The organism is Deltaproteobacteria bacterium PRO3, from assembly GCA_030263375.1.
Taxonomy (GTDB): domain Bacteria; phylum UBA10199; class UBA10199; order DSSB01; family DSSB01; genus DSSB01.
Window position 1 is genome coordinate 1 of sequence record SZOV01000048.1, and the last position, 25,125, is coordinate 25,125.

A 25,125-nucleotide genomic window follows, 5' to 3' on the forward strand; every position below is an offset into this window, starting at 1 on the left:
CTTCCCAGGAAAGGCCGAAGTCGAGGATCTTGAGACGACCCGAGGCGTCGCGCAGGAGATTCTCCGGCTTCAGATCCCCGTGCAGGATGTTGCGAAAATGAAGGTAATGCAGCCCCGCGGCCGCCTGCGCCAACAAGTCGACCCAGGCCGCGGCGTCCGGGCGCCCCGGGAGGCGATCCAGCGGCGCGCCCTCGATCCAGTCCATGCTGAAGCCGCAGGCCTCCTTCGGCAGGCCGCGCAGGGCGACCGGCGAGTCGCAGAGTTTTTCGAACTCTCCCAGGCCGGGAAAAAAATCGTGGATCTTGACGAGATTGGGATGGGAAAGCCGCGCAAGGATCCTCGCCTCCTCCTCGAAGCGGCGCCGCACGGCCTCGCCGGCCTCGAGTTTGAGGAATTTCAGCGCCCGCGGCCCCTCGGCGGTCTCGGCGAAATACACCTTCCCCCAGGCGCCCTCCCCCACCTCCCGAATCGCACGAAAGCGCGGCGCGACCATGATAAAATTGTCATTTTTCCTTTTTGAAAAGGGAAAGGAATTTTACAAATCCGACCGCGCCTCGAGCTCCACCGAATAAGACTTCCGCAAAACCTTCCCTCCCATCTCGGTCAGCTGCAGGGTGAAATCGTAGACCCCGCCCGCCTCGGGGATGCCGCGGACCGTGCCGTCCTCTTGCAGTGCCATGCCCGGCGGGAGCTCCCCCTCCAGGAGACGAACGTCCTGGAGCGGCTCGGAATGCGCCCGCCCGATGATCACGACCAGGCCCTCCTGTTGGATCTCGTCGAAGGAGCCCGCGTTGAAGGAGACAAACCAATCGACCTCGCCGCAACCGGCGAAGGCCAGCAGGCCGCCGAGAAAAAGCACCGAAAAGATTCGCGAAAATACGCGCCGCATGGACGACCTCATCCAATGGCAAGGCCGTAGCGTAGACCCCACGTGAGTATTATAATTTTACCCGCGCGATCCGACGGACAAAAGGGGGGTTTTATGCGGCAGGTTTTGTCCTGGGTCCTGGCGATGAGCTGTCTCTTTCCCGTGGGGCTTTCGGCCCAACAAGAGGCCTTGTTATTGAAGATCCTCACCGAGGTGCAGCGATCGAGCCGGCCCACGGTGGAAAATCCGGCCGAGGCGAAGCCGGAAGCGCCCCTGCTCGAGGATGTTTGGGACGACCTCCCGAAAAACCCGGAGGCCACGGAATCGCCGCAATGGGAAGAGGAAAATCCGGAAAAACTTAATCCTTGAGGGACCGGTCGCCGGAGGTGTTTTGCAGAAACCGACCGAGGTTGCCCACCGCGACGGAGGCTGAGAAATAGAGCCAGGGCAACCAAGAACCGACCCCGAAGAGCGCGTCCTTCGGCGGCAAGTACCAAAAGGCGCCGGCGCGGACGAGCAGGATCTCGGTGACGGTGCCCACCACGGCAGTCATCATGCCGAGCAGGACGCCCTGCCAAGTGCGGTCCAACAACAGCCACACCGCCAAGGCGGAGGCGGCGATCAGCGCGTCGAGCGGCCCGCCGGACTTCAGCGGCACGAAGGCCGTCATCGCGTAGATGCCCAGGAAGGCCGCGACGCCGAAGATCACCGCGCCGATCCCCCGCGAGCCGGGCCGATCAGGAGGCGCGCCCAGCCAGCGGTCCATCTGCGGGTGGCTCATGCCGATCGCGACCCCGGCGGCGCCGAAGATCAAGGGCACCCACCAGGGCAGGCGCCAAAAATAGAGCTGGAAGAGATTGGGAGGATAGTCCGTGGTGCCCGAGACCACGTGGAAAGAATCCCCGACCGGCCCGAAGACGGCGCCGACGAGGAAGAGCAACAAGGCGGCTTGAGTTTTGTTCCGCATCTTGCCATCCTTGGGCCAAGGCCTGACGGCCCGGCTTCTGTCCTAAAGGTCCCGCGAACCGCGCCGCAAAACGCCGCCGTCGCCCGCCGGACCGCCCCCTGCCATCGAAAGCCTTAGGAGGCCGCGCCCTCGGCGGGCGCCGCCGGGGCCGCCTCGGCCACCGCCACCGCGGTCTTGCGCGACTTCAGCCAGGCCTCGTAGTGCGCGTCGCAGAGCCCGCGCTTGCCCATCGGCTTCTTGCAGCTCTCTTGGCTGCAAGTCTTGTAGCGGGACTTGCCCAGCTTGCCCTGGCGCCATTGCTTGTAATGCACGTTGCAGTAGCCCTTCGCGCGATAGGGTCGCTTGCAGTCCTTCTGTTTGCACTTCTTCGCTTCGGCCATTTCGGCTCCTCCTATGGATTCGTTTTGCTGAAGGCCTCGGCCTCCGGGGTGATAGGCACCACACTCATGCGGACCAAGTCAACCTTCCAGATTAAATTTCCGCCGCCCTGCGGGGGCAGGGCCCGCACCAGGACGGTGCCCTCCAGTTTGGACTCGAGCTGCGGCTCCCAGGAGATCAGTTCCGGCCTCGTCTGGAACTTATGGGCCACCTGTTCCTCGAGGGTCGCGCCCTGCGGCCCCTGGGGCCGAGCGAAGCGCACCGCCCCCACCGCGTGCCGGAGGTCGGATTGATCGAAGCGGTGCTGGAGATAGCTGACCGAGACCACCCCTAAAAGAACCACCGCCGCGGCGCCGATATATTTGAACAATGACTTCAAGCTTGCCGCCTAAACCATTTTAATTTGAGGATTTTTCTAAAATTTTCTCGAGGGCCTTCCGGTCCTGATCGTCGAGCTTCTCAAGGTGGATGACCCGCTCGCCCTCCGGGCCTTTGGGGGCCGGAGCGGCCTTGGCGGAAGGGGCCGCCGCCGAGGTCTTGGGGGCGGCCGGGACGGAGGCCGAAGGGGCCTGGGCTTTGCCCGGCAATTCCGGCTTAAAGACGTCCTCGACCGAGATGTCTTTTCGAATCAGGGCCAGGACTCGGTCCCGGACCACGCCGTAGACCTTCTGGACCCCCTCGCTCTGCCAGAGCTCGAGGGCCAGGTCCCGGGAGGGGCGACCGCCGATATTGAGATTGAGGACCAAGGCCACCACCGCCAGGACTCCAGCCAGGGAGAGGCCTTTCTTTATGAGGGAAACCATGGGAAGGCTTATAGGCGAAAGCGGGGGTTTTTGTCCATGGTCGGCTGTTTTTCCGCGGTGTGATAGATCGCTAGACCGCTACGGAAGTCCTTTGTTAGGATTCGGTTTATGGCCATGGCTAGCACCTCCAGCATCGCACCGCAGAAAAAACCCAAGGTCCTGATCGTCGACGACAACCCCACCAACGTGGAATTGCTCCTCGCCCAGCTGAAGCCCTATCCCTACCAGCTGATGACCGCCTACGACGGCGAAGCCGCCTTGAAGAAGATCGAGGAGGACCCGCCCGACCTGATCCTGCTCGATCTCATGATGCCCAAGCTCTCCGGCTACGAGGTCTGCCAAAAGATCAAGAGCGACAAGAAGACCCAGTTCATCCCGGTGATCGTGATCACGGCCTTGAAAGAGCTCGAAGACAAGCTGAAGGCCATCGAGATGGGCGCCGACGACTTTTTGATGAAGCCCTTCAACAAGGTCGAATTGGTCACGCGGGTCAAGTCGCTGCTCAAGCTCAAGGAGCTCTACGACGACGTCGACAGCAGCGAGACGATCATTTTCACCTTGGCCGAGATGCTCGAAGCGAAGGACGTCTACACCCGCGGCCACTCCGAGCGGGTCGCGCGCTACGCCGTCCTGCTGGCGCGACGCCTCGGCCTCAACGAGGCCGACCAAGAGCTGATCCGCCGCGGCGCCCTGCTCCACGACGTCGGCAAGATCGGCGTCCGCGAGCTGGTGCTGAACAAACCCGAAAAACTTTCGCAGGAAGAATTGGCCCACATCCGCTCGCACCCCGCGCGCGGCTGCGAGATCTGCAAGGCCCTGAAGAGCCTGGCCCCGGTCCTGCCGATCATCCGCCACCACCACGAGCGGGTCGACGGCCTCGGCTATCCCGACGGGGTCAGCGGCGCCCAACTCGCCCTGGGCCCGCGCATCGTCTCGATTGCCGACGCCTACGACGCCATGACCAGCAACCGCCCCTACCGCAAGGGCATCCCGCCCGGCGAGGCGATCAAGATCTTCGAGCGCGAGTCGGAAAGCGGCCAGTGGGATCCCGAGCTGGTGAAGAGTTTCATCCAACTCATCAAGAGCGAAGCGAACGTTTAAGCCCTCATGAAAATCCTCGTCACCGGAGCCGGGGGATTCCTCGGCTCCCACATCGTCGAAGAGTTGACCAAGCAGGGCCTGCCGCTGCGCGCCGGCTATCGCCCGGGCACCACGATCTCCGGCGACGACAGCGAGGTGATGATCGACGGTCTCGACCTCGAGAGCTTCCCGCTGGACGTGACCGACCGCAACGCCGTCTTCCAGGCGGTACAGGGCTGCACGACGCTCTTCCACGCCGACTTCCTCTGCTCTTTTTCGAGCACCGATCGCGCGCGGATGGAGGCGATCAACCACCTGGGCACCAAGCACGTCATGGAAGCGGCCCTGCACCACGGCGTCGAAAAGGTGATCTACTCCTCCGGGATGGAGACCCTGGCCCTCGCCCCCGGCGAAGAGGTGATCCGCGAGACGGACGGCGTGGCGCTGGAAGACCTGAAAACCGACTTCGAAAAGACCCGCTTCCTCGCCGAGCGCGAGGTCAACCGCCTCAAGCAGCAGGGACTGCCCGTCGTCATCGTCCATCCGACGATCTGCCTGGGCACCCGCGACCGCGATCCCTCGCCCTTCGGCCGCTACCTACTGCGCTACCTGCGGCGCAAGACGCACTTCTACCTGGACACCGGATTCAACTTCGTCGACGTTGTCGACGTGGCCAAGGGCCACCTGCTCGCCGCCAAACGCGGGCAGGTCGGCGGGCGCTACATCCTCGGCAACCAGAACGTCTTCATGCTCGAGCTGCTGCGCAACCTGCAGCGGATCAGCGGCGTGGCTGCGCCCGGCACCGCCCTGCCCCTCGCCTTGGCCAAGGCCGGAAACCTCCTCGCCCGGGGCCTCTTGCAGAGGAAAGACGGCATCCCGAACGCCGTCATCGACCGGCTGTCCCGCCCCCTCTTCTTCGACCCCGGCCTCGCGCGACGCGAGCTGGGACTCCCGCAGAGCAATATCTGGGAGGCCCTCAAGCGGCACATCGCCTCCTTGAAAAAGCTCCAGCAAATTTGAGTTTACCTCGGCGGCCTAACCGACTAGGGGTCGGGCATGCTGGAATCCGTCCTGCATACGATCGTCAAGCGCTGGTACGTCGTGGCCTTCCTGATCAGCTACCTGGGCATCGCGTCCCATCACTGGGGGTGGCGACGGACGCTCAAGCTGCTCGTCTTAGGTTATTTCATCGCCTGGGCCTCCGAGGCCGCTTCCATCCGCAACGGATTTCCCTACGGGGACTACAAATACAAGTATGAAAACATGCCCGGCGAGATCTTCTTCTACGGGGTGCCGGTGTGGGACTCGGTGTCCTACGTCTTCCTGAGCTTCGCCGGCTACATGATGGCGCTGTTCCTGCGCAGCCGCTGGAACCGCTTCGCGCCGCTTCAAGAGTTGCAGCGCTCCTGGGGGACGGTGGTCTTCGGCGCGGCCCTGACCATGCTGCTCGACGTGGTCATCGACCCGGTCGCCCACCTGGGCGCACGCTGGTTCTTGGGCGACATCTACTACTACCCGAATCCCGGCTGGTACTTCGACGTCCCGATGAGCAATTTCGCGGGGTGGTTTTTGGTAGCGCTCGCGATTCTAGGGGCCTTTCGGCTGACGGACTCCCTGGAGGGAGTGCCGCGCAAGACGGATTCGGTCCTGCTGGGGGTGGGGCTGTACCTCGGCGTCTATTTCTTCAACCTGGGCGTCACGCTCTACCTGCGGGAATACAAGCTCGCCGCGGCCTCGGCCGGGTGGGGCCTCCTCCTCGCCTTGATCGGCCGGCAGAGCCGGCGCCGCAACCTGGTCGACCTGAGATAATCCCGCTCCTATTGCGAAGATGCGGCGGCAACAGGAGCCGCACCCAGCCCTCTCGCCTGGCGATACTCCCTAATCGGCCGCAACAGGGCGAGCGCCGAGGAAACGTCGTCGTAATGCTCGTCAAAAGAAGGCCGATGAGACTCGGGCAAGGCCGTGGTTTGGCTCTTGTACTCCAGCGGCTTGGCGGTCAGGAGGCCCGAGTCGATGACCTCCGAATACACCCCGTAAGAATTGACGCTTGCATCGGCGTAGCGGATGGATTGCACCCAGACCCGCCCCGCCGTGTCCTCGCCCATCGTCCAAACGACGGGGCGGTGGCGGCCGGTGACCTTTTCCAAGACATAGCCGCCGGTGTATTCGCGAAAGGTCACCGGTCCCAGGAGGCTTTCCGGCTGCGTAAAAGTCCTCCGCGGCTCCCGGCGAAAATCCGGGACGAAACCTTGGGGGTACTCAAGGGCCTCCAAGACCTCCAGCGCGGATTTTTCGTGCAGAATGTGACTGTTCAGGACCTTGGTCCACACCTCCAAGTTGCGCGGCCTGCGGAAGGTGTCGCCCAATTCCTGGATATCCGTCATGCCGGCGATCCTGGGAAAGGCCACCTCCTCACCGAAGGCCTGCGCCATGGTGCGCAGACCCTCGGGGCCGACCATGGGACTGGCGATCGAGATGAAGGGCCAAAGCTCTCCGCTCGTCATAGAGTAGTGCTCTTGACTTCTCTGCTCTAAGTAGATCAGTGCCTCGGCCAATTCCGGAACCGGCTGGGTCTCCTGGGTGTAATGCACGCCGACGCCCTTTTTCAAATGGCCGTTTTCGGCCTGGTAGGGACAGGCGCGCCAATTGCCCGCGTCGGAGTTGGATTTATAGAAAAAGCGCCTTTTCAAGATGATCCTACCGCCCTCCTCCACCGGCACCAGGGCCAAGGCGTACAGCCGCTTGTCTCCTTCGCTGTTTTCCACCCGGAGGATCCGGCTCAAGTAGAAGTCATAGGCGCCCGCCTTCACCTGCAAGATCGGTCTTAGCTGGTCATGCTCCAGGATGGCATGCGCCACTTGACGTTTGGGCATCCGCCAAAGCGTCTCGAAGTCGGCCTCGTTCAGCTCCTTCCACTGCCGCAGCAAACGCAGCGTCGGTTGGTGGACTTGGGCGGCCGGCGGTGCCGGCAGGAAGGAGATCCTCCCGTTCTCGAATATCGGCCGACGCTCCGCCTGCAACGCCTCGGCCCAATCCCACAGCCCCTCCCCCGTCGCCAGGCGCCTGGCGATTTCTTGGCGAATGCCGAGGCGGCTTTCCGGGCGAAGGCCCAGCTCGGGATTGAGCCGAATCAGGCGCAAGGCCTCGGCCTCGACGATGGGGGCCGCCTTCTGGGGATCAACGAACTCCGGCGTCGGACGGCGGATCTCTTCCATGCGCCACTTCATCTCCCCTAAGGCGGCTTGGAGACGGCCTCCGGTCAGACGCCCGACCAAATTCGCCCCCATCATGGCCTGAAGGTACAATGTCGCCGAATCGAGGAGGTGCATGCCGAATCGCAGGTCGGATTCCGGCTCCCATCCCGCCCATCGGCTCAGGTAACCGGCCGCCTGGAAGCCGAGGATACCGGCCGAGGGCCTAAGCAAGCCGTGGAGAAAGGCACCCGGTCCGTTCAAGCGTGGAACGCCCCCACCCGCGCGAAAACCGAAGGCCCCGACCATGGCCCTGCCCGTCGGCGTGAAGGCAGCCGCCGCGGGGAACACCTCGACGCCGACCCTGCCGCCCAATCCCCATTTTCCCTCCGCCGCGCGCAGGGCCGCGGTCGTGACGCCAAAATTGGAGAGGCGCAAGGCCGAAAATAGGACGACGGACGATGCCCATTCGTCGGAAAATCCGGTCCACACATCCCGGTGCGGAGGAGTCAAGGCCTCGACGGATCGATGAGCGAGGGTGAAGGCAAATCCCTCCGCGGCAATGCCGCCGGCGCCCGCGGTCAGTCCCAGGGTCAAGGGCTTGGTCCCTCGTACCAGGGGACGCAGGGCCCTCAACAAGCCAAGCTCCACGCCCGCCCCCGCCAAGGGCGCGAGGGTCATGGCCGCTAAAGAAGAGGGACGGGAAAGCTCTCCGGCAAATCTGGGAAGGATCCTCTCGATCTTTTGGGAAAAGTCTCCCTCCCCTCGCGCCATGCGTTGAATGTCGGCCAGGTCCGCGACGACCTCCGAAGGCAAGGATGGATCGGCATCCCGCTGCGAAGCGGAGACCCATGCGGGAAATTCCGTCAGGCCCGCGGGATCGACTAGGGCCTCCTTGGCCATGAGGCGCAAGCGCTCCCACCGGAGCTCATGGTCGTACTCCCGGCCCAATTCATCGAAGGCGGCCAGCGTGGGACTTTTAAGAATCGCGTCCCTCAAGTGACCCAACCACCAACTCCAAGGAAGGGCCTCGAAGGCCTCCCGCGGCGAAAATAGATTCGGTTCCTTAACGAGGAGCGAGGCCTGCGCGAAAATCTGCGCGATGTCGTTCGAGGTCGTCCAGGAGGGAAACTCGATCCATGTCGCGACGCCGTCTCCCCGGCGGGCGAATTGCTCCTGGACGACTACTTCCAACGCGGCCAAGGCCTCCAACGAGGCCCGTCGGGAGGCCTCGCCCCATTCGGGACCGCCTTCTCGCAACAGCCGCGCGCGCGCCCGGGAAAGTTCTGGCTTGTTCGAGGCGCGGAACAGGACGGGGGCTTTCGGGCTGGATTCAGGGAGGATCGTCGGCAAGAGATTTTCGATGAACCTGGCCGCCTCCTCGGCGTCAGGCGCGTGGCTCCGGGAAAGAGTCTTGAGCAGCTTGGAGAACGCCGCGTCCTGCGCTGCCTCCGGAGCGAGAAGCCATTCACGGGAAATTTTCCGGAAACGTAGGGTCCTCGGGTCCAGCGTGAATTTATCCCGGACCAGGATTCTTCCGTTCTCCGCCTCGGCGTCGAAATCCATCGCCCACTGAAAGAGTATCTCGAACGACTCCTCCCTGGACTGGACGGTGTAATAATTGCGCTCGTCCTTGATGAGGAATTTCAAACCGGCCTTCGCCTCGCTTGCCAAGGCGGTGAGCGTGGCCAAATAGTCGTGCTCGCGCTGGAAGGCGGCGCGAATCTTGGGCAGGGTCTTTACTTGGCCCTCGTCCGAATACGCGACGGGGCGGGGCAACAGCGGCGCCAGCCGTGCGGCAAGCGCCCTCACCCGCGGATCCGCCGAGGTAAGGGCTTCCCGCTCACCGACCGAGGCATAGGCCTGCAGATACTTGGACCAGTTTTCTCCTCCCCGACCGTTGCCGGAGAATTTTCGCTGAAAGGAGCGCAACTCCATTCCCGAGGAATCGTAGACAAAGGTGTCCCGTAAATAAAGTCGCCCGTCCTCGACGCCGGCATTGTCGTCGATGGGCAGGACTAGGGTGCATTGGAACCCGCCCTCCGCGAGGGATAGGCACTCGGCGCGAGCCTCGGGATCGCGGGCCTTGGGACGGGTGGGGAGCGGCTCCGTTTGCCGGGCAGGGTCGCTTAAGTCCAAGAGGGGTTGGAACAAAGGACGGTGTTCGGCCGACAAGAGAGAATCGATGATTTCTTGGGATAATTTAAAGGAAACAGGGGGCGTCACGGGTCGATCTAACAGGAGGTCTCCGGACACCTCCCCCACCCAACGGTATCATTATCGACGGAACACCACATTGGTTGCGGTCGGCCTAGACCCGTAGCCCCTCGCCTTCCCGCAAAGCCCAAAAGGCGGAATCCCCAGTGGTTAAACAGATAGAACTATATGAAATTTATTGATAGTTCCACTTGAAAGTAGTACTTTCAAAAAATGACTTTTTCTGAAAGTATCCAATTTCATCGGTCCGAAACGGAGCGCCTGATGCAACATTTGGCATCGGGACATTCTTTTTTATTATTTGGCGCCAGGCAGACCGGCAAAACCACTCTTATCCACCAGATACTTTCCGCAATGTCCGATAGGCCGGTGCTTCGTTATTATTTCCAGCTCCCCAATCAGCGCGAACAAATCGAAAGGGATCCTGAAGTTCTCCGCAGGGAAGTGGAAGCGCTCAAATCGGACAAGCCGCCGTACCTCTTTATCGACGAGATCCAAAAAATTCCGGGCGTCATGGATGTCCTGCAATATTTGATCGACCAAAAAAAAATCATCCTAACCGCCACAGGATCTTCCGCCCGAAAAATGAGGCGACTGGGAGTCAACTGGCTGCCGGGACGGGTTCGCCTCGAACATCTCTACCCTCTCACCTGGCAGGAGACGGCAGGCAGATTGTCCTTGAGCGACCTACTGCGCTTCGGAGGACTTCCCGGAGTATTGTCCGAAAACAGCGTAGAACAGAGAGAACAGACATTAAGCGCCTACACTCACCTCTATCTGGAAGAGGAAATTCGTCTTGAGGCAACGGTCCGAAATATCCCTCGTTTCACCCAGTTTTTGCGTCTTGCAGCCCTGGAATCCGGCGGGTCTCCCAACCTCTCCAAGCTGGGCAACCAGGTGGGAATCAGCCACACCTCGATTCGTGAATACTTCCAAATCCTGGAGGACACGCTGATCGTCCATCGGCTCAACGCCTTCGGGGGAAAAAGGGACGCCGTGTTGCGCTCGCCAAAATACTATTTCTTCGACATCGGAGTGCGCAACGCCGCCGCACAAATAGGCCATTCTCCGGGCATACTAACTTTGCAGGCCGGCCTTCTCTTCGAACATTTTATCATTCTGCAGGCCGTCGCCCTTTGGAAGTCCAGGGCTCAACTTTACTATTGGAGAACGAAGAAGGGAGAGGAAGTCGCCCTCGTCGTCGAAGGGAAATCAGATCTCATCCCGATCGAGGCGAAGCATACCGACCGGCCTTCCGCTCAAGATTTCGCGGGATTGATCGCATTTCAAAAGAAATACAAGACGACTAAAGGCTACCTGATCTGCCAGGTAGAAAAGCCGCAGTCCTTCGGTGCGTTCACCGCATTATCCTACCAAGACATGGCATCTTTGAAGGCAGACCTCTAAAAGACTAGAGGTAATCCCGGATCAAGATCTCCGCGATCTGCACCGCGTTGGTCGCCGCGCCCTTGCGGATATTGTCGGCCACGATCCAGAAATTGAGCCCGTTCTCGACCGACTCGTCGTCGCGGATGCGACCGACGAAGACCTCGTCTTTGTTCACGCAGTCGATGGCCAGCGGATATTGGTTGTGCACGACGTCGTCCTTCACGATCACGCCGGGCGCCTTCTCGAGCAGGGCCCTCGCCTCGCGGGCGGTGAGCTTCCTCTCGGTCTGGACGTTGACGCTCTCGCTGTGGCCGCCGAAGACCGGCACGCGCACGCAGGTGGCCGTCACCTGGATGGAGTCGTCGCCCATGATCTTCTTGGTCTCGTTGACCATCTTCATCTCTTCCTTCGTGTAGCCGTTGTCGAGGAAGACGTCGATGTGCGGCAGGCAGTTGAAGGCGATCTGATGCGGAAACTTCGCCTTCTGCAGCTCCTCGCCGCTGAACAGGGCCTTGGTCTGCTGGGCCAGCTCGTCCATCGCCCGCTTCCCGGCGCCGCTGGTCGCCTGGTAGGTCGATACGACGATGCGCTGGATCTTGGCCTGATCGTGGATCGGCTTGAGCGCCACGACCATCTGGATGGTCGAGCAGTTGGGGTTGGCAATGATGCCCTTCTTTTTATAGTCGCCGATGGCCTTGGGGTTGACCTCGGGCACCACCAACGGCACCTCGGGGTGCATCCGGAAGGCGGAGGTGTTGTCGACGCAAACCGCGCCGGCCTGGGCCGCGACGGGGGCGAAGCGCTCGCTGATCGTCCCGCCCGCCGAGAAAAGCGCGATGTCGACGCCCTCGAAGGCCTTGGCGTCGAGGACTTCGACGGGGATCTCCTTGCCCTTGAAGCGAAGCCGCGTGCCGACGCTGCGCTCGCTGGCCAGCAGCTTGAGCCTGTCGACGGGGAAGTTGCGCTCCTCGAGGACCTCGAGCATGACGTTGCCCACCGCGCCGGTGGCACCGACGACGGCGACATTGTATTTTTCTTTTTTCATAAGATGCGTCCCTAAAATTACCAGGCTGTTGAAAAACCACCGGTTGTTGGGCCAAGCCGCCGTAGGCGGATTGGCGGGCCCCGAAAATCCGAAGGATTTTTGGGCGTTATATGGAGCCGGATTTATTCCGGCGTGAATGAAAATAGTTTTTCAACAGCCTCTTAATAACTCTTTTTCAACTCCGCCAAGATCCGCTCGCCGGCCTCCTGCGTGGAGGCCTTCGCCTCGCCAGGCTTGGCGATGTCGGCGGTGCGCAGCCCCGTCGCTAATACCTTCTCGACCGCGGCCTCGATCCGTTGCGCCGGGGCCTTTTTGCCGAAGGTCAGGTCCAGCATCATCGCGCCCGACAGGATCGTCGCGATGGGGTTGGCCACGCCCTTGCCCGCGATGTCGGGGGCGCTGCCGTGGATGGGCTCGTACATCCCCTTCTTCGAGGCGGCCAGACTGGCCGAGGGCAGCATCCCGATCGAACCGGTCAGCATCGCCGCCTCGTCGCTTAAGATATCGCCGAACAGGTTCCCCGTCACGATCACGTCGAACTGCTTGGGGTAGCGCACCAGCTGCATGGCGCAGTTGTCGACGTACATGTGCTTGAGCTCGACGTCGGGATAGCTCTTGCCCAGCTGGGTGACGATCTTGCGCCAGAGCTCGGTGGTCTCGAGGACGTTGGCCTTGTCGACGCTGGTCACCTTCTTCTGGCGGCCGCGGGCGATCTCGAAGGCCAGCTTGGCGATGCGCTCGATCTCGTGGGTCGTGTAGACCATCGTGTTGACGCCGCGCTCCTGCCCGTCGGGCAGCTTCTCGACGCCCTTGGGTTTGCCGAAATAGATGTCGCCGGTCAACTCGCGCAGGACCATGATGTCGATGCCCTCGATCACCTCGCGCTTGAGCGAGGAGGCGTCGACCAAGGCCGGATAGACCTTGGCGGGGCGCAGGTTGGCGAAGAGGCCCAGCTCGCTGCGCAGGGCCAGGAGGGCGCGCTCGGGGCGCACCGAATAGTCCAGGTCTTCCCACTTGGGACCGCCCACCGCGCCCAGCAGGACCGCGTCGGCGGCCTTCGCCAGCTTGAGCGTGTCGTCGGTCAAGGGCTTGCCGTGGGCGTCGTAGGAGCAGCCGCCGGCCAGGGCGTTTTCGAATTCGAGGCCGAGCTTCTCCTGCGCGTTGACGAATTGGAGGATCTTGACCGTCTCGGCCATGACCTCGGGGCCGATGCCGTCGCCGGCGAGGACTAAAATCTTTGCCACTTGGGTTCTCCTGAGGCTTTGCGCCTGTTGCTTTGAAAATCATCCGCGAACGGCCCCTACGGCCGCCGCGAAGACATCACCTATGGCTTCTTAAACAAGGCGTCCAACTTCGCCTTCGCATCGTCCTTCTTCTTGTCTTCCCCCGCCCGCATCGCGCGGTCGCTGGGGGCGAAGTAGTCGCAGAAATTGGCCTTGTCCTTCTCCAAGACCCGCTCCGCCTGCGTCTCCTGGCACTCGTTGTAGGCCTTCGGGTCGTAGTGCTGGCAGTTGTAGCAGACGTGCAGGTCGTCGCCGCAGTGCGGACAGGTCTCGTTCCGGCCGATGCGATCGCCGGATTCGCTGGTCTTTCCGCAGTGATGGCAGAGCACCATAGGCGGCCCCGCATACCAAAGGCGGGGCTCGGGCTCAAGGCGGAAAATGCGAAAACTCCGGTAAATATCGATTCTTGACGCTGGGCGCCCCGCTATCGTAGTTCCAGCCTATGTCCAAGCCTAAGACTCTATTCGAAAAAATCTGGGAAAAACACCTCGTCTCCACCCTGGAAGACGGCACCGCCCTCCTCTACATCGACCGCCAGCTCGTCCACGAGGTCACCAGCCCCCAGGCCTTCGAGGGCCTGCGCCTGACCGGCCGCAAGGTCCGCCGCCCCGACCTGACCTTCGCGACCATGGACCACAATGTCCCCACGGTCGACCGCTACAACATTAAAGACGAGATCGCCCGGGCCCAGATCGAGGCCCTCACCCAAAACTGCAAGGACTTCGGCGTCCGCCTCTACGACCTGAACAGCGACCAGCAGGGCATCGTCCACGTCATCGGCCCCGACTTAGGGATTACCCTCCCCGGCACCACCATCGTCTGCGGCGACAGCCACACCTCGACCCACGGGGCCTTCGGGGCCCTGGCCTTCGGGATCGGCACCTCCGAGGTCGAGCACGTCCTGGCGACCCAAACGCTGCGACAAAAGCCGGCCAAGACCTTCAAAGTCGAATTTCGCGGCAAGCCGGGACCCGGCGTCACCGCGAAGGACTTGGTTCTCAAGTTTATCGGATTGATCGGCACCGCCGGGGCCACGGGCCACGTGATCGAATACACCGGTGAGGCCATCCGAGCCCTCTCCATGGAAGGCCGCATGACGGTCTGTAACATGTCAATCGAGGCCGGGGCCAAGGCGGGCATGATCGCCCCCGACGAGACAACCTTCGATTTCTTCCGCAAGGTCGAGCGCCCCTTCGCCCCCAAGGGCAAGGACCTCGAGGCGGCCATCGCCTACTGGAAGACCCTGCCCAGCGACGAAGGCGCGGTCTACGACAAGACCCTCGTCATCGACGCCGACAAGATCGCCCCGCAGATCACCTGGGGCACCAGCCCCGGCATGGTGATCGACGCCGACGGCCTCATCCCCCAGCCCGACAAGGTGCCCGGCCTCTCCAAGAAAGACGCCGAGCACGCCCTCGAGTACATGGGGCTGAAACCCGGCACGCCGATCGCGCAGGTGCCCGTCGACGTCGTCTTCATCGGCAGCTGCACCAATTCACGCATCGAGGACTTGCGCGCGGCGGCCAAGGTCTTCCAGGGCCGCAAGGTCGCCCAGGGCGTCCAGGCCATGGTGGTCCCCGGCTCGCAGCAGGTCAAGAAGCAGGCCGAGGCCGAGGGGCTGCACAAAGTGTTCCTCGAGGCCGGCGCCGAATGGCGCGAGTCCGGCTGCAGCATGTGCCTGGCGATGAACCCCGACCAGCTCAAGCCACAGCAGCGCTGCGCCTCCACCAGCAACCGCAATTTCGAAGGACGCCAGGGCAAGGGCGGACGCACCCACCTGGTCAGCCCCCAGATGGCCGCCGCCGCGGCCTGCGCCGGTCACTTCGTCGATCTCAGGAGATGGTCCTAATGGAAGCCTTCACATCGCACCGCGGAAAACTCGTCACCCTCGACCGCGCCAACGTCGACACCGATCAGATCATCCCTAAGCAGTTCCTCAAGTCGATCCGCCGCACCGGTTATGGCGAAAACCTCTTCTTCGACTGGCGCTACCTGCCCGACGGCAAGCCCAATCCCGACTTCGAGGTCAACCGGCCCCGATTTCAGGGCGCCAGCATCCTGGTGACGCGTAACAACTTCGGCTGCGGCTCCTCCCGCGAGCACGCGGTCTGGGCGATCACCCAGTACGGGATCAAGGCCATCATCGCACCGCGGGTCGGCGAGGTGCCGGCCTTCGCGGACATCTTCCACAACAATTCGGTGAAGAACGGCCTGCTCAACGTCGAGCTGAAGGCCGCGGAGGTCGAGGAGATCTTCCAGATGGTCGAGCGCTACGAGGGCCTCGAGGCGACGGTCAATCTGGATGAACAGCGGGTCACCCTCCACCTGCCGGAGGAGATCTCCTTCCACTTCGAGATCGACCCCGCGGTGAAGAACCACCTGATCCGGGGTCTGGACGAGATCGGCCTGACCCTGCAGCGCGAGAAGGAGATCGGGGACTTCGAGAAAAATTACAAGGCTCAGGTTTATTGGTGATCGTGGGGCAATGCCGAAACCCGTCTACAAACGCAAACGCCTCTGGATCCCCCTCCTGCTCCTGGCGCCCGTCGCCGCGCTGCTGATCTATCTGGCGCTCAACCCTATCCCGCACTTCCGCAAGACGGTGAATTTCCTGCTGCAGCACGTGGCGGGCATCGAGGAACAGCAGGCGCGCGTCGGCAAGCGCCGCGTCAACTACTACGAGGGCGGAAAAGAAAACCCCCGTAAGGTCCTCTTGCTGCACGGCTTCGGCGGCACCGCGCAGATGACCTGGATGCGCCTGATGCCGGCCCTGGCCAAGGACTACCACGTGATCGCCCCCGATCTGCTGGCCTCGAGCTTCCTGCGCCTGAATCCGGCAACCTACTCCGTCGACTCGGAGGTCGACCTGGTGCTGGGCCTGATGCAGGCCTTGAACATCGAGAAGGCGGATTTCGTCGGCCTCTCGGTCGGCGGCTGGGTAAGCCTGATCATCGCGCTGGAGCACCCCGAAAAGGTGGGAAAGTTGATCCTGGTCGAGAGCGCCGGCCTGCGCACCGAGATCCCCGAGCTGGCCCGCCTCACCCTCACCGACCGGGAGAAGGCCAAGCGCTTCCTCGAGCTGCTCTTCTACAACCCGCCGCCGCTGCCGGGCTTCGTCCTCGACCAACTCGTCAAGTCTTCCACCCGGATCAAGGCCAAGTACGAGGCGGTCTTCATGGGCTTCGTCGAGAACAGCAAGCTTCGCCTTTTGGACAACAAGGTCTGGCAGGTGCGACAGCCCACCCTCGTGATCCACGGCCGCGAGGACCGCGTCATCCCCTTCGAGGTCGGCGAGCGCCTGCACCGGTTGATCCCGGGTTCCGCGATGGTCGCGCTGGAAAAAAGCGGGCACGCGCCGGTCTGGGATCAGCCGACGCGTTTAAAAAACGCCATCCTGGACTTCCTCGCCGCGCCCTTTCCGGCTGAGAGTCTGCCAGCCACGACGCCTGCGCCCCATGCTACCCCAATTCCCTGATCCATACCTTGGCCAACGGCCCCCTTGGCAGGCCGCTAGGGCCGGAGGCGCCGACGGAAGCGCTCTATCAAGAAGTTCCGAACCTCAGCCTCCCACTTTTCCAACTCTTCAGGTCTCATAAAAATTCCAGTTTCCTGAAATACCGGAAAGGCCGCTTGGGCCTCGCGGGCCAAGCCGTTTTCAAATTCAGCTTGCTCTTCCGGCGTAGGAAAACGCCAAGCCGCTTCTTGTGGAAACTCTCTGCGCAGCTCCTGCATCACCTCAAAGATATCCGGCTGGACAAAAGAGTCGCGCACAGGCAATTCCTCCTCGACCCGCCTCCGCATTTCTTCAAATTCTCCCTCCGCCCGACCCGCCTGCAGCCAGGCGCTACGAAGATACCCGATGCCTCGTTCCCAGGCCTGACCCGGCGTGCCCCGTCCGAAGACGTTGTCGAAGTCCAGCATATACACCAAGCCGTCCGGCCCGACGTTGAATTGAAAATCCCCCGCAACACCGCCGCCAAGCCGGCCCCAATCCCTCAAGAGGGTCGCCAAGTCGCGCAGGGTTTCCTCGCGTATCCAAGTGCCGATTTGAGAATAGTTCTCCTTTTCGTTCACGATCAGGCCCGGCGCTATGTTGGTCACGAAGCCGACGTGGCCGCCGGGCAAGGCAAGGGTGCCATAGTATTCCACCCTCCCAAGGCCGTGTTCGGCGACCCATCGGATTTGGGCTTCATATTGCTCGACCTCCTTCGGGTCCCAAGGCCGAAAGCCCTCTCCGGGGATGCTGCGATGATCCGCGACGACGACGCAGACCCGCCGATAGCGATCCTCCGCATCGATCCGGAAGGCCTCATAGGCCGTCTTGCCGCTGCCTATGCCGAAAATTCTTCCCGTGAAAAAAACACGCGCGGCACCATCAACGCGGGATTCCAATGGAAACTCCCTCCACGACAAGGGAATCGCAGTGCGGTATCGACGCAGGACCTCCTCCGGAGACATTTGATAGACGGAATTTGTCGCTAACGACGGATCCCTGGCGGGCAAGCCGCCGGGCTGAGAGCGCGAACGGCGCAGCAACTCCGAAAACGTGGCCGGGACGCGTGTTCGAAACAAGGACGACCAGAAGCCTGCCAATATCAGACCTCCGAAGATCGAGAGGCCGAGACCCGGAAGTTCCGACGTCTCGCCCAGAGCCGGCATCCACCACCCCGCCGCGAGGCCGAGTGAGGCCTCCGGACCCGTGGTAGGCTGCGGCGAGGCAAGCGGCTCAGGTCCCACATAATTCTCCTCCAACCAGCGCCGGCTCTCGGCCTCCTCGCCGCGGCGCGAGGCCTCCACTAAGCTCAGCTCCCGATCCAAGTCTTGAAGCGCTTGATACAGGTCCGGATCGGCGCTTCCGATCGGCCGGAGGTCCTCGAAGGATTGACCGTGGCTTTCCAGCAGGGCCCGGAGATCTGCCAACTGGTCCCGGTAGATTCTCAGCCTTTGAACCCGCCAAGGCGGCGGATATTCCGAAAATTCCTCGGACCGGACCAGCGCCCGGGAGACGGCGACCTCATCGACAAGGGCTTGAGCCGCCGGCGCGCCCACGACCCGGGCGCTGAGCCGCCCCAAGAGTTCCGCCGGCCGCTCGGTGACGTATTCCTGGAGCACGTTCAGCGCATCTTCCGCGAAGGCCTCCGTGGAAAAGGCCCGCTCCCAATCGGGGGAAATCCCGGCGAGCCATTGCAGGCTCAGGTCGCGCAGGCGGTAGAGGCTGAAGATCAAGGTCTCGGTGCCCAGCTGCGTCAGGTGAAATCCCAGGCGGCTTGCCTCGCTTCCCAAAAACGTCCCCGCCTGACGCAGCGGCGAGGCCCTGCCTTCTCCCCACCGGACGATCGCGCGCTCCAGGCGCGCCCAAGGCGCGGTGAGGCGGCTGAACAAGGGCCGCAGCCGCCGTTGAAAAAAGACGAAGCTCATTCCCTCCAAAAAGGCATCGGCCAAGCCGCGATCGGCCCTGTCGGCCGCGGCGTCGTAGGCCGCCATGCCCCGCAGCAGGGTGGAGAGCCCGCTTTGAAAGAAGGCCTCGGGCGCGGCCGCGCCGTAGACACGAAATCCGTTGAGCAGGCTTCTTTGGAATGAGGGCCGGAGGCTTTGAAAGATTCGCGTCTCGCGCAGCATGTCCCCCATGCCCCGGGCGATCCGCAGGAGGGACGGCAGTCGCGTCAAGAAACTCGCGAGATAGGCCCCGCCGAAGGAGGCCACCGCGTCCAAGACGCCGGCCTCGACGGTCTCGCGGTCGCGCAGCAGCTGCCAGGTGCGCGTCTGCTGATAGGAGAGGTCGCCGAACAAAGAGGCCTGGTGCAGCTCGCCGAGGGTCTCGAATAAACTCGCCCCGCGTTCCCAGGCCGCCGCGTCGTCCTCCGCTTCCCCCAACGCGGCCAACTCATCCAGGGCTTGGTGATAGCGCCCGCGCAAGCCCAGCAGTTCCTCGAGGAAGGCCGCGTCGGCGCCGCGCTCCAGCTCCGGACCCACCAGGCTCACCGCCGCGTTGCCGAGGATCACGTCATCGAGGAAATTGGGACCGACCACTTGGTCCAGCCCCGCGATGACCCCGTGGACCGCGTCCAGGTCGCGCGTGAACTGCTGGGCGAGGCTCAACTGCATCGACCGGCTCAGGAAGGAACCTTCCCGCAAGATCTCCGTGGGAGAGGGTAGGAGGTAGGCGGCGCCGAGCCCCTCGTAATCCAAGGGCAGGGCCTCGGCCAAGCGGCGCATCCGGCTCCAGGTCTCGCCGCCGTCCAGGCCGGCCCAGCGCGCGGCGCGCAGGTGCAGGAAGGGCAGATGTTCGCGGGCATAGCGGGTCCGCATCCGCACCGAGGTCATCGCCTCCAGCAGGCCGGACAACTCGGCCAAGGCCTGGGTCTCGTCGGCGGGGATCTCCCAGGCTCGCAGCTCGCGAATCTGATGCGTCACCACGCGCTCGGCAGCCTCGAAGAAACGGCCCACCGACTCGAGCTCGGTCTGGGAGTGGCCGGCCTCCAAGGCCTCGGTCCGGGCGCGGCCCCGTTCGCGCCGATTCCATTCGTCCAATTGGCCGAGGTGCCGGAGGCTGAGGAAGCGAAAGGCCTCGAGGGCACCTCGAGTCCCGCCGGAAAAGGCCTCGGGGGCTTCGGGAAAAATCTCCCGCCACTCCTCCGCCTCCGGGAACCGTTCCTCGCCCAAAAGGATCTCCGCCAAGCGGCGACGTCCGGCCCCCGCGAGGTAGGAGGTGCCATCCGGTGCGGGCGTCTGATTCCACAGCCGGTAGAGCCCTTCGCGCAGAGCGGGCCGATCGGCGGGACAAGCGGAGTCGGCCGGGGCCGAGGCGATCTCCCGATAGATGTCTTCATAGGCCGCGAGGTAGGCGGACTCGGCGAAGAGATCCTCCAGGTTGGAGCCGCCTTGCGAAAGCGGGACCTCGATCTCCCCGTAGACGGCGTCGAGACGCGGGCCCGCCTCTCGAGCCCACTGGAAATATTCCTCCCAGGCCGCCGCGCCTTGCGGCGGATCTTCCTGAAGGGCGCGCAGGCGGCGCAAGTCTTCCAAGGCATGGTCCTGCTGCGCCTCCAACCGGAGGATCTCCGGATCCTCGCGGTCGTTCCCGTTGACGAGCAATCGGTTCAGCCGCGCGTCGTGCAGGCGCCGGAGGGCCTCCCCCACCCTTCCGGAATTAAAAAAGAGATCGGAGGGATGCTCGGCCGCCTCGAGGGAATTCGCTTCCAGCTCTTGTAAGAGAAATCCGTAGGACGCTTGGATGCCCGCCAAGGCCGCGAAGCCGGGCACCGCCGCGGAACGCTGGGGCTCGGCGCTGCGGCAATCGGCGGAATGCAGGAAATTCAAGACGCGTTGGGAAAACAGGGCTGGAACTAGGCATCGGCAGGTGTCGGCGAGGAAGGGTAAGGGAGAGGCGGCGAGGCGGAAGGCGGTGGCGGGGCCGGGGGAGGAAGGATCGGGAGGGGCTTCAGGGACCGGCTCCGGGGGCTCTCCCAACCCCCTTCCCTCGAGCGTGAATTCCCGGTTGACCTCTGAAAGGAAGCGCGCGCCGCGCTCGATCCATCCCATGGCCTTCCCCCCTTCGTCTCGGGCCGGCTTCGGCCCAAAACGAAATCGCAGCAATGCCCATGCCACAGGAGGAAAAAATTCGAGCTCCCCTCGCTAAGCCGGGAGAGGAAAAGGAGTATTTCCGATTTTCGCGGGGGCTTGGAGAGATCCGTGAAGGCCCGGCTTTGGGGACTCCGCTCCGCAATTCACCGGAAGACGGGAGGCTCGGCCACCCCAAGATTCACTTCCCCGAGTACACCGGCATCATGAAACCGACGCCGCCGTCGGCGTAGAGCGTCTCGCCGTTCATCCAGTCGGCCGCCCGCGAGCAGAGGAAGGCCACCAGCTCGGCGACGTCTCCGGTGGGCATGAGCTTGCCCATGGGGACGAGCCGGGAAAGCCCGGCCTTCGCCTCCTCGTAGGAGGAGCCGAAGTAGACCTTCAGCGAATCGGTGTCGACCAGGCCGGGGTTCACCCCGTGGACGAAGATTTGTTCCGCGGCCCACTCGACGGCGTAGTACCGCGTCAGGGTCTCCAATGCGGATTTTGCGGCGGCGAGCAGCCCGTGGTTGGTGCAGTACTTCTTGGTGTCGATGCCCGAGACGGTGATGACCTTGCTGCCCGGCGGCATCAGGGGCTTGAAGGCGTTCATCGCGAGGATGAACGTAGTCACCGTGATGTTCATCGTTTTCGCGATGTGGTGCTCGCGGATCTGCTCGAGGGGTTTAAAAGCGGTGGCCGCGGCGTTGGCGACGAAGATATCGAGGCGGGAGTGGGAAGCCTTCACCTCCTCGATAAAACGTTGGATCTCGGCCAAGTCCGAAAGATCGGCGGCGACCTTCGCGACCTTCACGCCGAAGCGCTCCCTCAGCTCGCCCGCCAGGGCCTCGGCCTCCTCCACGTTTTTCCGGTAGTGGACGACGATGTCGGCGCCCAACGAGGCCAGCTTAAGCGCGACGGCCCGGCCGATTCCACGTGAAGCCCCTGTAATCAATGCGGTTTTACCTTTGAGTTCCAAGCTCATGCGCTCCTCCTTATTACGGCGTTGACTTTGCCTCTCCCACTTCGTAGGCAGCCGCCTCAGGGCATTGGGGTAAATCACAGGAGCGATCCTTATGCAAAGCCTCAAAACCCTTGCCTGCCTCGGCGTCTTCGCCGGCCTGGCATTCTCATCTCCCCTCTTCGCCGTCACCTGGGATGGCGGCGGCGCCAACAACAACTGGTCGACGGCCAATAACTGGAACCCCAACGGCGCGCCGGCCGCGGGCAGCCAACTCTTGTTCCCGCCCGGGGCCTTGAAGCTGACCAACGTCAACGACTTCGCCGATCTGACCAATTTTCAATCCCTGCAGCTCTCTTCCGCCAACTATAATATCGGCGGCAACGACATCCGATTGAGCAACGGCATCCTCTCCAGCCAGGCCAGCGGCACCAACATCCTGGCCCTCGGCATCGAGCTGACCCAAAACCAAAGCTTCACCGTGCAAAACACCGGAACTTTCCTCACGATCAACGGCGACGTCGAGCTGAAAACCTTCGACCTGAGCGTCGGCGGCCTGGGCAACACCATCTTGGGCGGCCGCGTTCTCGGCAGCGGCGAGTTGGTGAAAAACGGCACCGGCTTCCTGCGCGTGCAGGGCGACAATCTCTACAGCGGCGGCACCACGGTCAACGGCGGAACCCTCGACGTGAAGAACGCCGCCGGTTCCGGCACCGGCAGCGGCGCGGTGATCGTCGAGAACGGAGCGGAGCTGCAGGGAGACGGCGAAATCGCCGGCGAGGTCCTGATCAAGGCCGGCGGCAAGCTCTCGCCGGGCGACGACGAGCCGGCCCTCTTGGCCACCGGCAACTTGATCCTCGACGCGAACAGCGTCCTGGTGATCCAGGTCAACGGCGAGATCCCGGGCACCGAATACAGCGGCCTCGAGGTGACGGGCAGCGTCGTCCTCGACCAGTCGATCTTCCGCATGGCGCTGGGTGAAGGGATTCGGGCCGGCGACGACTACAAGATCATCGACAACGACGGCAACGACCAGGTCACCGGCACCTTCAAGGACCTCTCGCAGAACGAGACCTTCCGCATCGTGGGCCGGGACGAGGTCGGCTTCAAGATCAACTACCAAGGCGGCGACGGCAACGACGTGGTCTTAAGCTCCATCCCGACCCTCTCGATCAACGACGTGACGATCGCCGAGCCCGTCTCCGGCACCGCGACCGCCACCTTCGTTGCGGAGCTGACCGAGGCCAGCGACGAGACGATCACGGTCAAATACGCGACGGCCGCCGGCACGGCGATCGCCGGCGACGACTACACGGTGGCCAACGGCACCCTGACTTTCGATCCCGGGGTCACGCGGCAAAACATCGCGGTCTCGATCAAGAGCGACGAGCTCGACGAGGGCGAGGAGGAGTTTTCAGTGAAGCTCTTCACGCCGAGCAACGCCTCGATCGCGCGGGAATTGGGCAAGGGCCTGATCACGCCGCCCGAGGATCAACCCGGCAGCGGCGGCAACAACGGCGGCAGTGGCAGCGGGAATCCCCCGGGCTTTCCCGTGGGATCGGCCGACAGCGGCGGGTGCAGCCTGCGGCCCGGAGTCTCGAGCCTGGCCGGCTTGCCCTGGATCGCGATGGGGATCTTCTGGAGCCTCGTCGGGGGCTGCGCCGCCTTCCTCCGTTCCCTGCGACGCCGATAAAACCGCCGGAAGACAAAAAGCTATGGCCCATTCCCGATCAGAATGGGCCTTTTTTTTGCGCCAAAATCAGCGCGTGATCCAGGGAATGATCGAAGTAGAATTCCTGAAGGACTTGACGGGGCCCTCTTCAGTGGCCGGGGCGTTGTTCAAATATTGGATGACATTGCCCGATTCTTGCACCCGATACTGGAGCAGGTTGGGCTCCGGCGCCTCGAAGCAGTAGTAGTTCAAGGTCATCTCGCTGTAGTTGTCGTGGGCTTCTTTTCCTAAAATGAAGCGGAGCAAACCCGGCGTCGTCGTGACGGCGACCGCCGGGATCGCGTCGTAGTAGTCGTCCAGACCCATCGCGACGTTGGCGACGCAGACGGGCGCCTTGCCGAAGGCCTTGGCGAAATTGATCCCACAGGAACTCTTGGGCTGGTCCGCGGGCAAAATCACGCGACCGATGCGGTCCGTGCCCTCGACCCGGGTCCCCTGAGGGCATCCAAAGGTGTAGTTGGATTGGACCGGCTTGGGCGTCCCCGTGTGAGGGATGGAGAATTCCGCGGCGCTACCAGCCACCCCCGCCGCGCCGGCCGCCCCCGGCGGTCCGGGCGGTCCCATCGGCCCCTGCGGTCCCGGGGGGCCTGGAGGCCCCGGATCACCGCGCAGGAAATCAAAAAAGCCGCCGGATCCCTTTGGGCGATTATTGGAGGATTTTTCCGGGGGATTTTGTGGGTTGGGATTGGGGTTGGCCTGCTGCGCGTGCAAGGTGCCGGCGCAAAGCGTCAAGACGAGAATGAAACTGGCTCTCCGCAACGAGAAGCTCATCATCTCCCCCTTGAATAATTATACCGATCCCCCGCAAAGGGTAAAGCTTATATCCGGGAACTCGCGTCCTGGGCTTTCCCGTAGCGCTTCCGCACCGTCTTCGGGGTCGGATAATGGAAAAAGCGCATCGCATCGACTTGCAAAGAGACGGAAAAACCCCTGGCCTCCATGGGCTCCAGCCCCAGGCCCATGCCCAGGTCCATGTTGAGGGCCGGCCTGAGGCAGGCCAGTCCGTTGAAGGTGCAGAGCAAGGCGGCGCCCGAGACGTGGATCCCGGAAGAATCCACCGGGCGAGGCAGGTTCCGGTCATTAAAGATCAACCCTTGCAGTAGTCCATCCTGCGTCCGGTAGACGGCGCCGCCCAAGCTGAAGGCGGCCCCGACCTGCAGCCAAGTCGGAACGGCCTCGTAGAGGTAGTTCAATTCCACGCCGAAACGGTGGGCCTGGGCGCGGCTCAGATAGGCGTCGCCGAAGCGGAGGTAATTGTTTCCCTGATACTCATAGAAGAGCCGCGGCATTAGGACGTGGTCGCGCCAGAGGCCGAGGGGAATCCGCAGTCCCGCGGCGAGCCGGCCTTGCAATCCGTGGTGCTCGAAACCCTTGCCGTTGAGGAAACCGTGGCGCCCATAACCGAAGGCGAGGGCGACCGAATAACTATGCGGGTTGTCCCAGCGAAAGCGGTGCTGGCTGAGGCTCCGGTCCAGCGCGGCCGGGTCACGGGGGCCGAGATCACGGCCTACCGCAGCCGGCTCTCCGAGCGCGAGGCGGTGGCGCGGGCTTTGGAAGAGGACATCCTGACCGGGCGCAAGACGATCGGCGAGTTTCTCTCCTGGTTCGGCCTGGGCGAGCGTCCGGCGGAGCCGCCGACCACGGTGGTGCT

The 25,125-nt window shown here is 63.1% G+C and carries 24 protein-coding genes; 11 read left to right on the forward strand and 13 right to left on the reverse strand.

Features of this window, described 5'->3' with window-relative positions; all coding sequences use genetic code 11:
* Both FBR05_08870 and FBR05_08875 read right to left on the reverse strand, forming a co-directional pair.
* Positions 1–493: hypothetical protein (locus tag FBR05_08870; GenBank protein MDL1872305.1), on the reverse strand; the 493-nt coding region annotated here is incomplete at its 3' end.
* 42 nt (positions 494–535) lie between these two features.
* The gene (locus tag FBR05_08875; GenBank protein ID MDL1872306.1) at positions 536–889 is read right to left on the reverse strand and encodes a hypothetical protein; all 354 of its coding nucleotides are present in this window, start codon (positions 887–889) and stop codon (positions 536–538) included.
* Between the two features lie 93 nt (positions 890–982).
* Between FBR05_08875 and FBR05_08880 the strand changes: the two genes are divergently transcribed.
* Positions 983–1,237: a hypothetical protein gene (locus FBR05_08880; protein MDL1872307.1), complete on the forward strand. Its 255-nt coding sequence runs from the start codon at positions 983–985 to the stop codon at positions 1,235–1,237.
* Here the strand turns inward: FBR05_08880 and FBR05_08885 are convergent.
* The 4 genes from FBR05_08885 to FBR05_08900 all read right to left on the reverse strand — a co-directional run bounded on the left by FBR05_08885 (position 1,227) and on the right by FBR05_08900 (position 3,016).
* Positions 1,227–1,835 carry a hypothetical protein gene (locus FBR05_08885; GenBank protein MDL1872308.1) on the reverse strand — a complete coding sequence of 203 codons (609 nt, stop codon included), beginning with the start codon at positions 1,833–1,835 and terminating at the stop codon, positions 1,227–1,229. The two genes, FBR05_08880 and FBR05_08885, sit on opposite strands and share 11 nt — an antisense overlap.
* A gap of 113 nt (positions 1,836–1,948) precedes the next feature.
* Positions 1,949–2,215 (reverse strand): hypothetical protein, encoded by a 267-nt coding sequence (locus FBR05_08890; protein ID MDL1872309.1) that lies wholly within the window; start codon positions 2,213–2,215, stop codon positions 1,949–1,951.
* Positions 2,216–2,226: 11 nt separating this feature from the next.
* On the reverse strand, positions 2,227–2,592 hold the full coding sequence (locus FBR05_08895) for a hypothetical protein (protein ID MDL1872310.1): 366 nt from the start codon (positions 2,590–2,592) through the stop codon (positions 2,227–2,229).
* 19 nt (positions 2,593–2,611) lie between these two features.
* Positions 2,612–3,016, reverse strand: coding sequence for a hypothetical protein (locus tag FBR05_08900; protein ID MDL1872311.1), 405 nt, complete (start codon positions 3,014–3,016; stop codon positions 2,612–2,614).
* A gap of 108 nt (positions 3,017–3,124) precedes the next feature.
* Between FBR05_08900 and FBR05_08905 the strand changes: the two genes are divergently transcribed.
* The 3 genes from FBR05_08905 to FBR05_08915 are packed head-to-tail and all read left to right on the forward strand — an operon-like array spanning position 3,125 to position 5,905.
* Positions 3,125–4,117 (forward strand): response regulator, encoded by a 993-nt coding sequence (locus FBR05_08905; GenBank protein MDL1872312.1) that lies wholly within the window; start codon positions 3,125–3,127, stop codon positions 4,115–4,117.
* A gap of 6 nt (positions 4,118–4,123) precedes the next feature.
* Positions 4,124–5,116 carry an NAD-dependent epimerase/dehydratase family protein gene (locus FBR05_08910; GenBank protein MDL1872313.1) on the forward strand — a complete coding sequence of 331 codons (993 nt, stop codon included), beginning with the start codon at positions 4,124–4,126 and terminating at the stop codon, positions 5,114–5,116.
* A gap of 36 nt (positions 5,117–5,152) precedes the next feature.
* On the forward strand, positions 5,153–5,905 hold the full coding sequence (locus FBR05_08915; GenBank protein ID MDL1872314.1) for a carotenoid biosynthesis protein: 753 nt from the start codon (positions 5,153–5,155) through the stop codon (positions 5,903–5,905).
* Between the two features lie 8 nt (positions 5,906–5,913).
* Here the strand turns inward: FBR05_08915 and FBR05_08920 are convergent, their stop codons facing one another.
* Complete coding sequence (locus FBR05_08920) at positions 5,914–9,462, reverse strand: hypothetical protein (protein ID MDL1872315.1); 3,549 nt, start codon at positions 9,460–9,462, stop codon at positions 5,914–5,916.
* A 255-nt stretch (positions 9,463–9,717) separates the two neighbouring features.
* Here FBR05_08920 and FBR05_08925 point away from each other — a divergent pair, with 255 nt between their 5' ends.
* Entirely contained in the window at positions 9,718–10,911 is a 1,194-nt protein-coding gene (locus FBR05_08925; protein ID MDL1872316.1) for an ATP-binding protein, read from the forward strand.
* A gap of 4 nt (positions 10,912–10,915) precedes the next feature.
* Here the strand turns inward: FBR05_08925 and FBR05_08930 are convergent, their stop codons facing one another.
* The 3 genes from FBR05_08930 to FBR05_08940 all read right to left on the reverse strand — a co-directional run bounded on the left by FBR05_08930 (position 10,916) and on the right by FBR05_08940 (position 13,553).
* A complete protein-coding gene (locus FBR05_08930) occupies positions 10,916–11,938 on the reverse strand; it encodes an aspartate-semialdehyde dehydrogenase (protein ID MDL1872317.1) in 1,023 nt (340 codons plus the stop codon).
* Positions 11,939–12,099: 161 nt separating this feature from the next.
* Positions 12,100–13,134 (reverse strand): 3-isopropylmalate dehydrogenase, encoded by a 1,035-nt coding sequence (leuB, locus tag FBR05_08935; GenBank protein ID MDL1872318.1) that lies wholly within the window; start codon positions 13,132–13,134, stop codon positions 12,100–12,102.
* A 128-nt stretch (positions 13,135–13,262) separates the two neighbouring features.
* Positions 13,263–13,553, reverse strand: a complete 291-nt coding sequence (locus tag FBR05_08940) for a hypothetical protein (protein MDL1872319.1) — start codon at positions 13,551–13,553, stop codon at positions 13,263–13,265.
* A 110-nt stretch (positions 13,554–13,663) separates the two neighbouring features.
* Here FBR05_08940 and leuC point away from each other — a divergent pair, with 110 nt between their 5' ends.
* The 3 genes from leuC to FBR05_08955 are packed head-to-tail and all read left to right on the forward strand — an operon-like array spanning position 13,664 to position 16,696.
* Positions 13,664–15,070 carry a 3-isopropylmalate dehydratase large subunit gene (gene leuC / locus FBR05_08945; protein ID MDL1872320.1) on the forward strand — a complete coding sequence of 469 codons (1,407 nt, stop codon included), beginning with the start codon at positions 13,664–13,666 and terminating at the stop codon, positions 15,068–15,070.
* A complete protein-coding gene (gene leuD, locus FBR05_08950) occupies positions 15,070–15,696 on the forward strand; it encodes a 3-isopropylmalate dehydratase small subunit (protein ID MDL1872321.1) in 627 nt (208 codons plus the stop codon). Before leuC ends, leuD begins: the two co-directional genes overlap by 1 nt.
* A 10-nt stretch (positions 15,697–15,706) precedes the next feature.
* Positions 15,707–16,696 (forward strand): alpha/beta fold hydrolase, encoded by a 990-nt coding sequence (locus tag FBR05_08955; protein ID MDL1872322.1) that lies wholly within the window; start codon positions 15,707–15,709, stop codon positions 16,694–16,696.
* A 35-nt stretch (positions 16,697–16,731) separates the two neighbouring features.
* On the opposite strand, the gene FBR05_08960 is transcribed toward FBR05_08955, so the two are convergent.
* Positions 16,732–20,763: a hypothetical protein gene (locus FBR05_08960; protein ID MDL1872323.1), complete on the reverse strand. Its 4,032-nt coding sequence runs from the start codon at positions 20,761–20,763 to the stop codon at positions 16,732–16,734.
* 220 nt (positions 20,764–20,983) lie between these two features.
* On the reverse strand, positions 20,984–21,766 hold the full coding sequence (locus tag FBR05_08965; protein ID MDL1872324.1) for an SDR family oxidoreductase: 783 nt from the start codon (positions 21,764–21,766) through the stop codon (positions 20,984–20,986).
* 91 nt (positions 21,767–21,857) lie between these two features.
* On the opposite strand from FBR05_08965, the gene FBR05_08970 reads away from it, so the two are divergent.
* Positions 21,858–23,435, forward strand: a complete 1,578-nt coding sequence (locus FBR05_08970) for a hypothetical protein (protein ID MDL1872325.1) — start codon at positions 21,858–21,860, stop codon at positions 23,433–23,435.
* Between the two features lie 66 nt (positions 23,436–23,501).
* On the opposite strand, the gene FBR05_08975 is transcribed toward FBR05_08970, so the two are convergent.
* The gene (locus tag FBR05_08975) at positions 23,502–23,996 is read right to left on the reverse strand and encodes a hypothetical protein (GenBank protein MDL1872326.1); all 495 of its coding nucleotides are present in this window, start codon (positions 23,994–23,996) and stop codon (positions 23,502–23,504) included.
* On the opposite strand from FBR05_08975, the gene FBR05_08980 reads away from it, so the two are divergent.
* Complete coding sequence (locus FBR05_08980) at positions 23,968–24,453, forward strand: hypothetical protein (protein MDL1872327.1); 486 nt, start codon at positions 23,968–23,970, stop codon at positions 24,451–24,453. The genes FBR05_08975 and FBR05_08980 overlap by 29 nt on opposite strands.
* A gap of 448 nt (positions 24,454–24,901) precedes the next feature.
* A partial coding sequence (locus FBR05_08985) for a hypothetical protein (GenBank protein ID MDL1872328.1) occupies positions 24,902–25,125 on the forward strand: 224 nt, incomplete at its 3' end.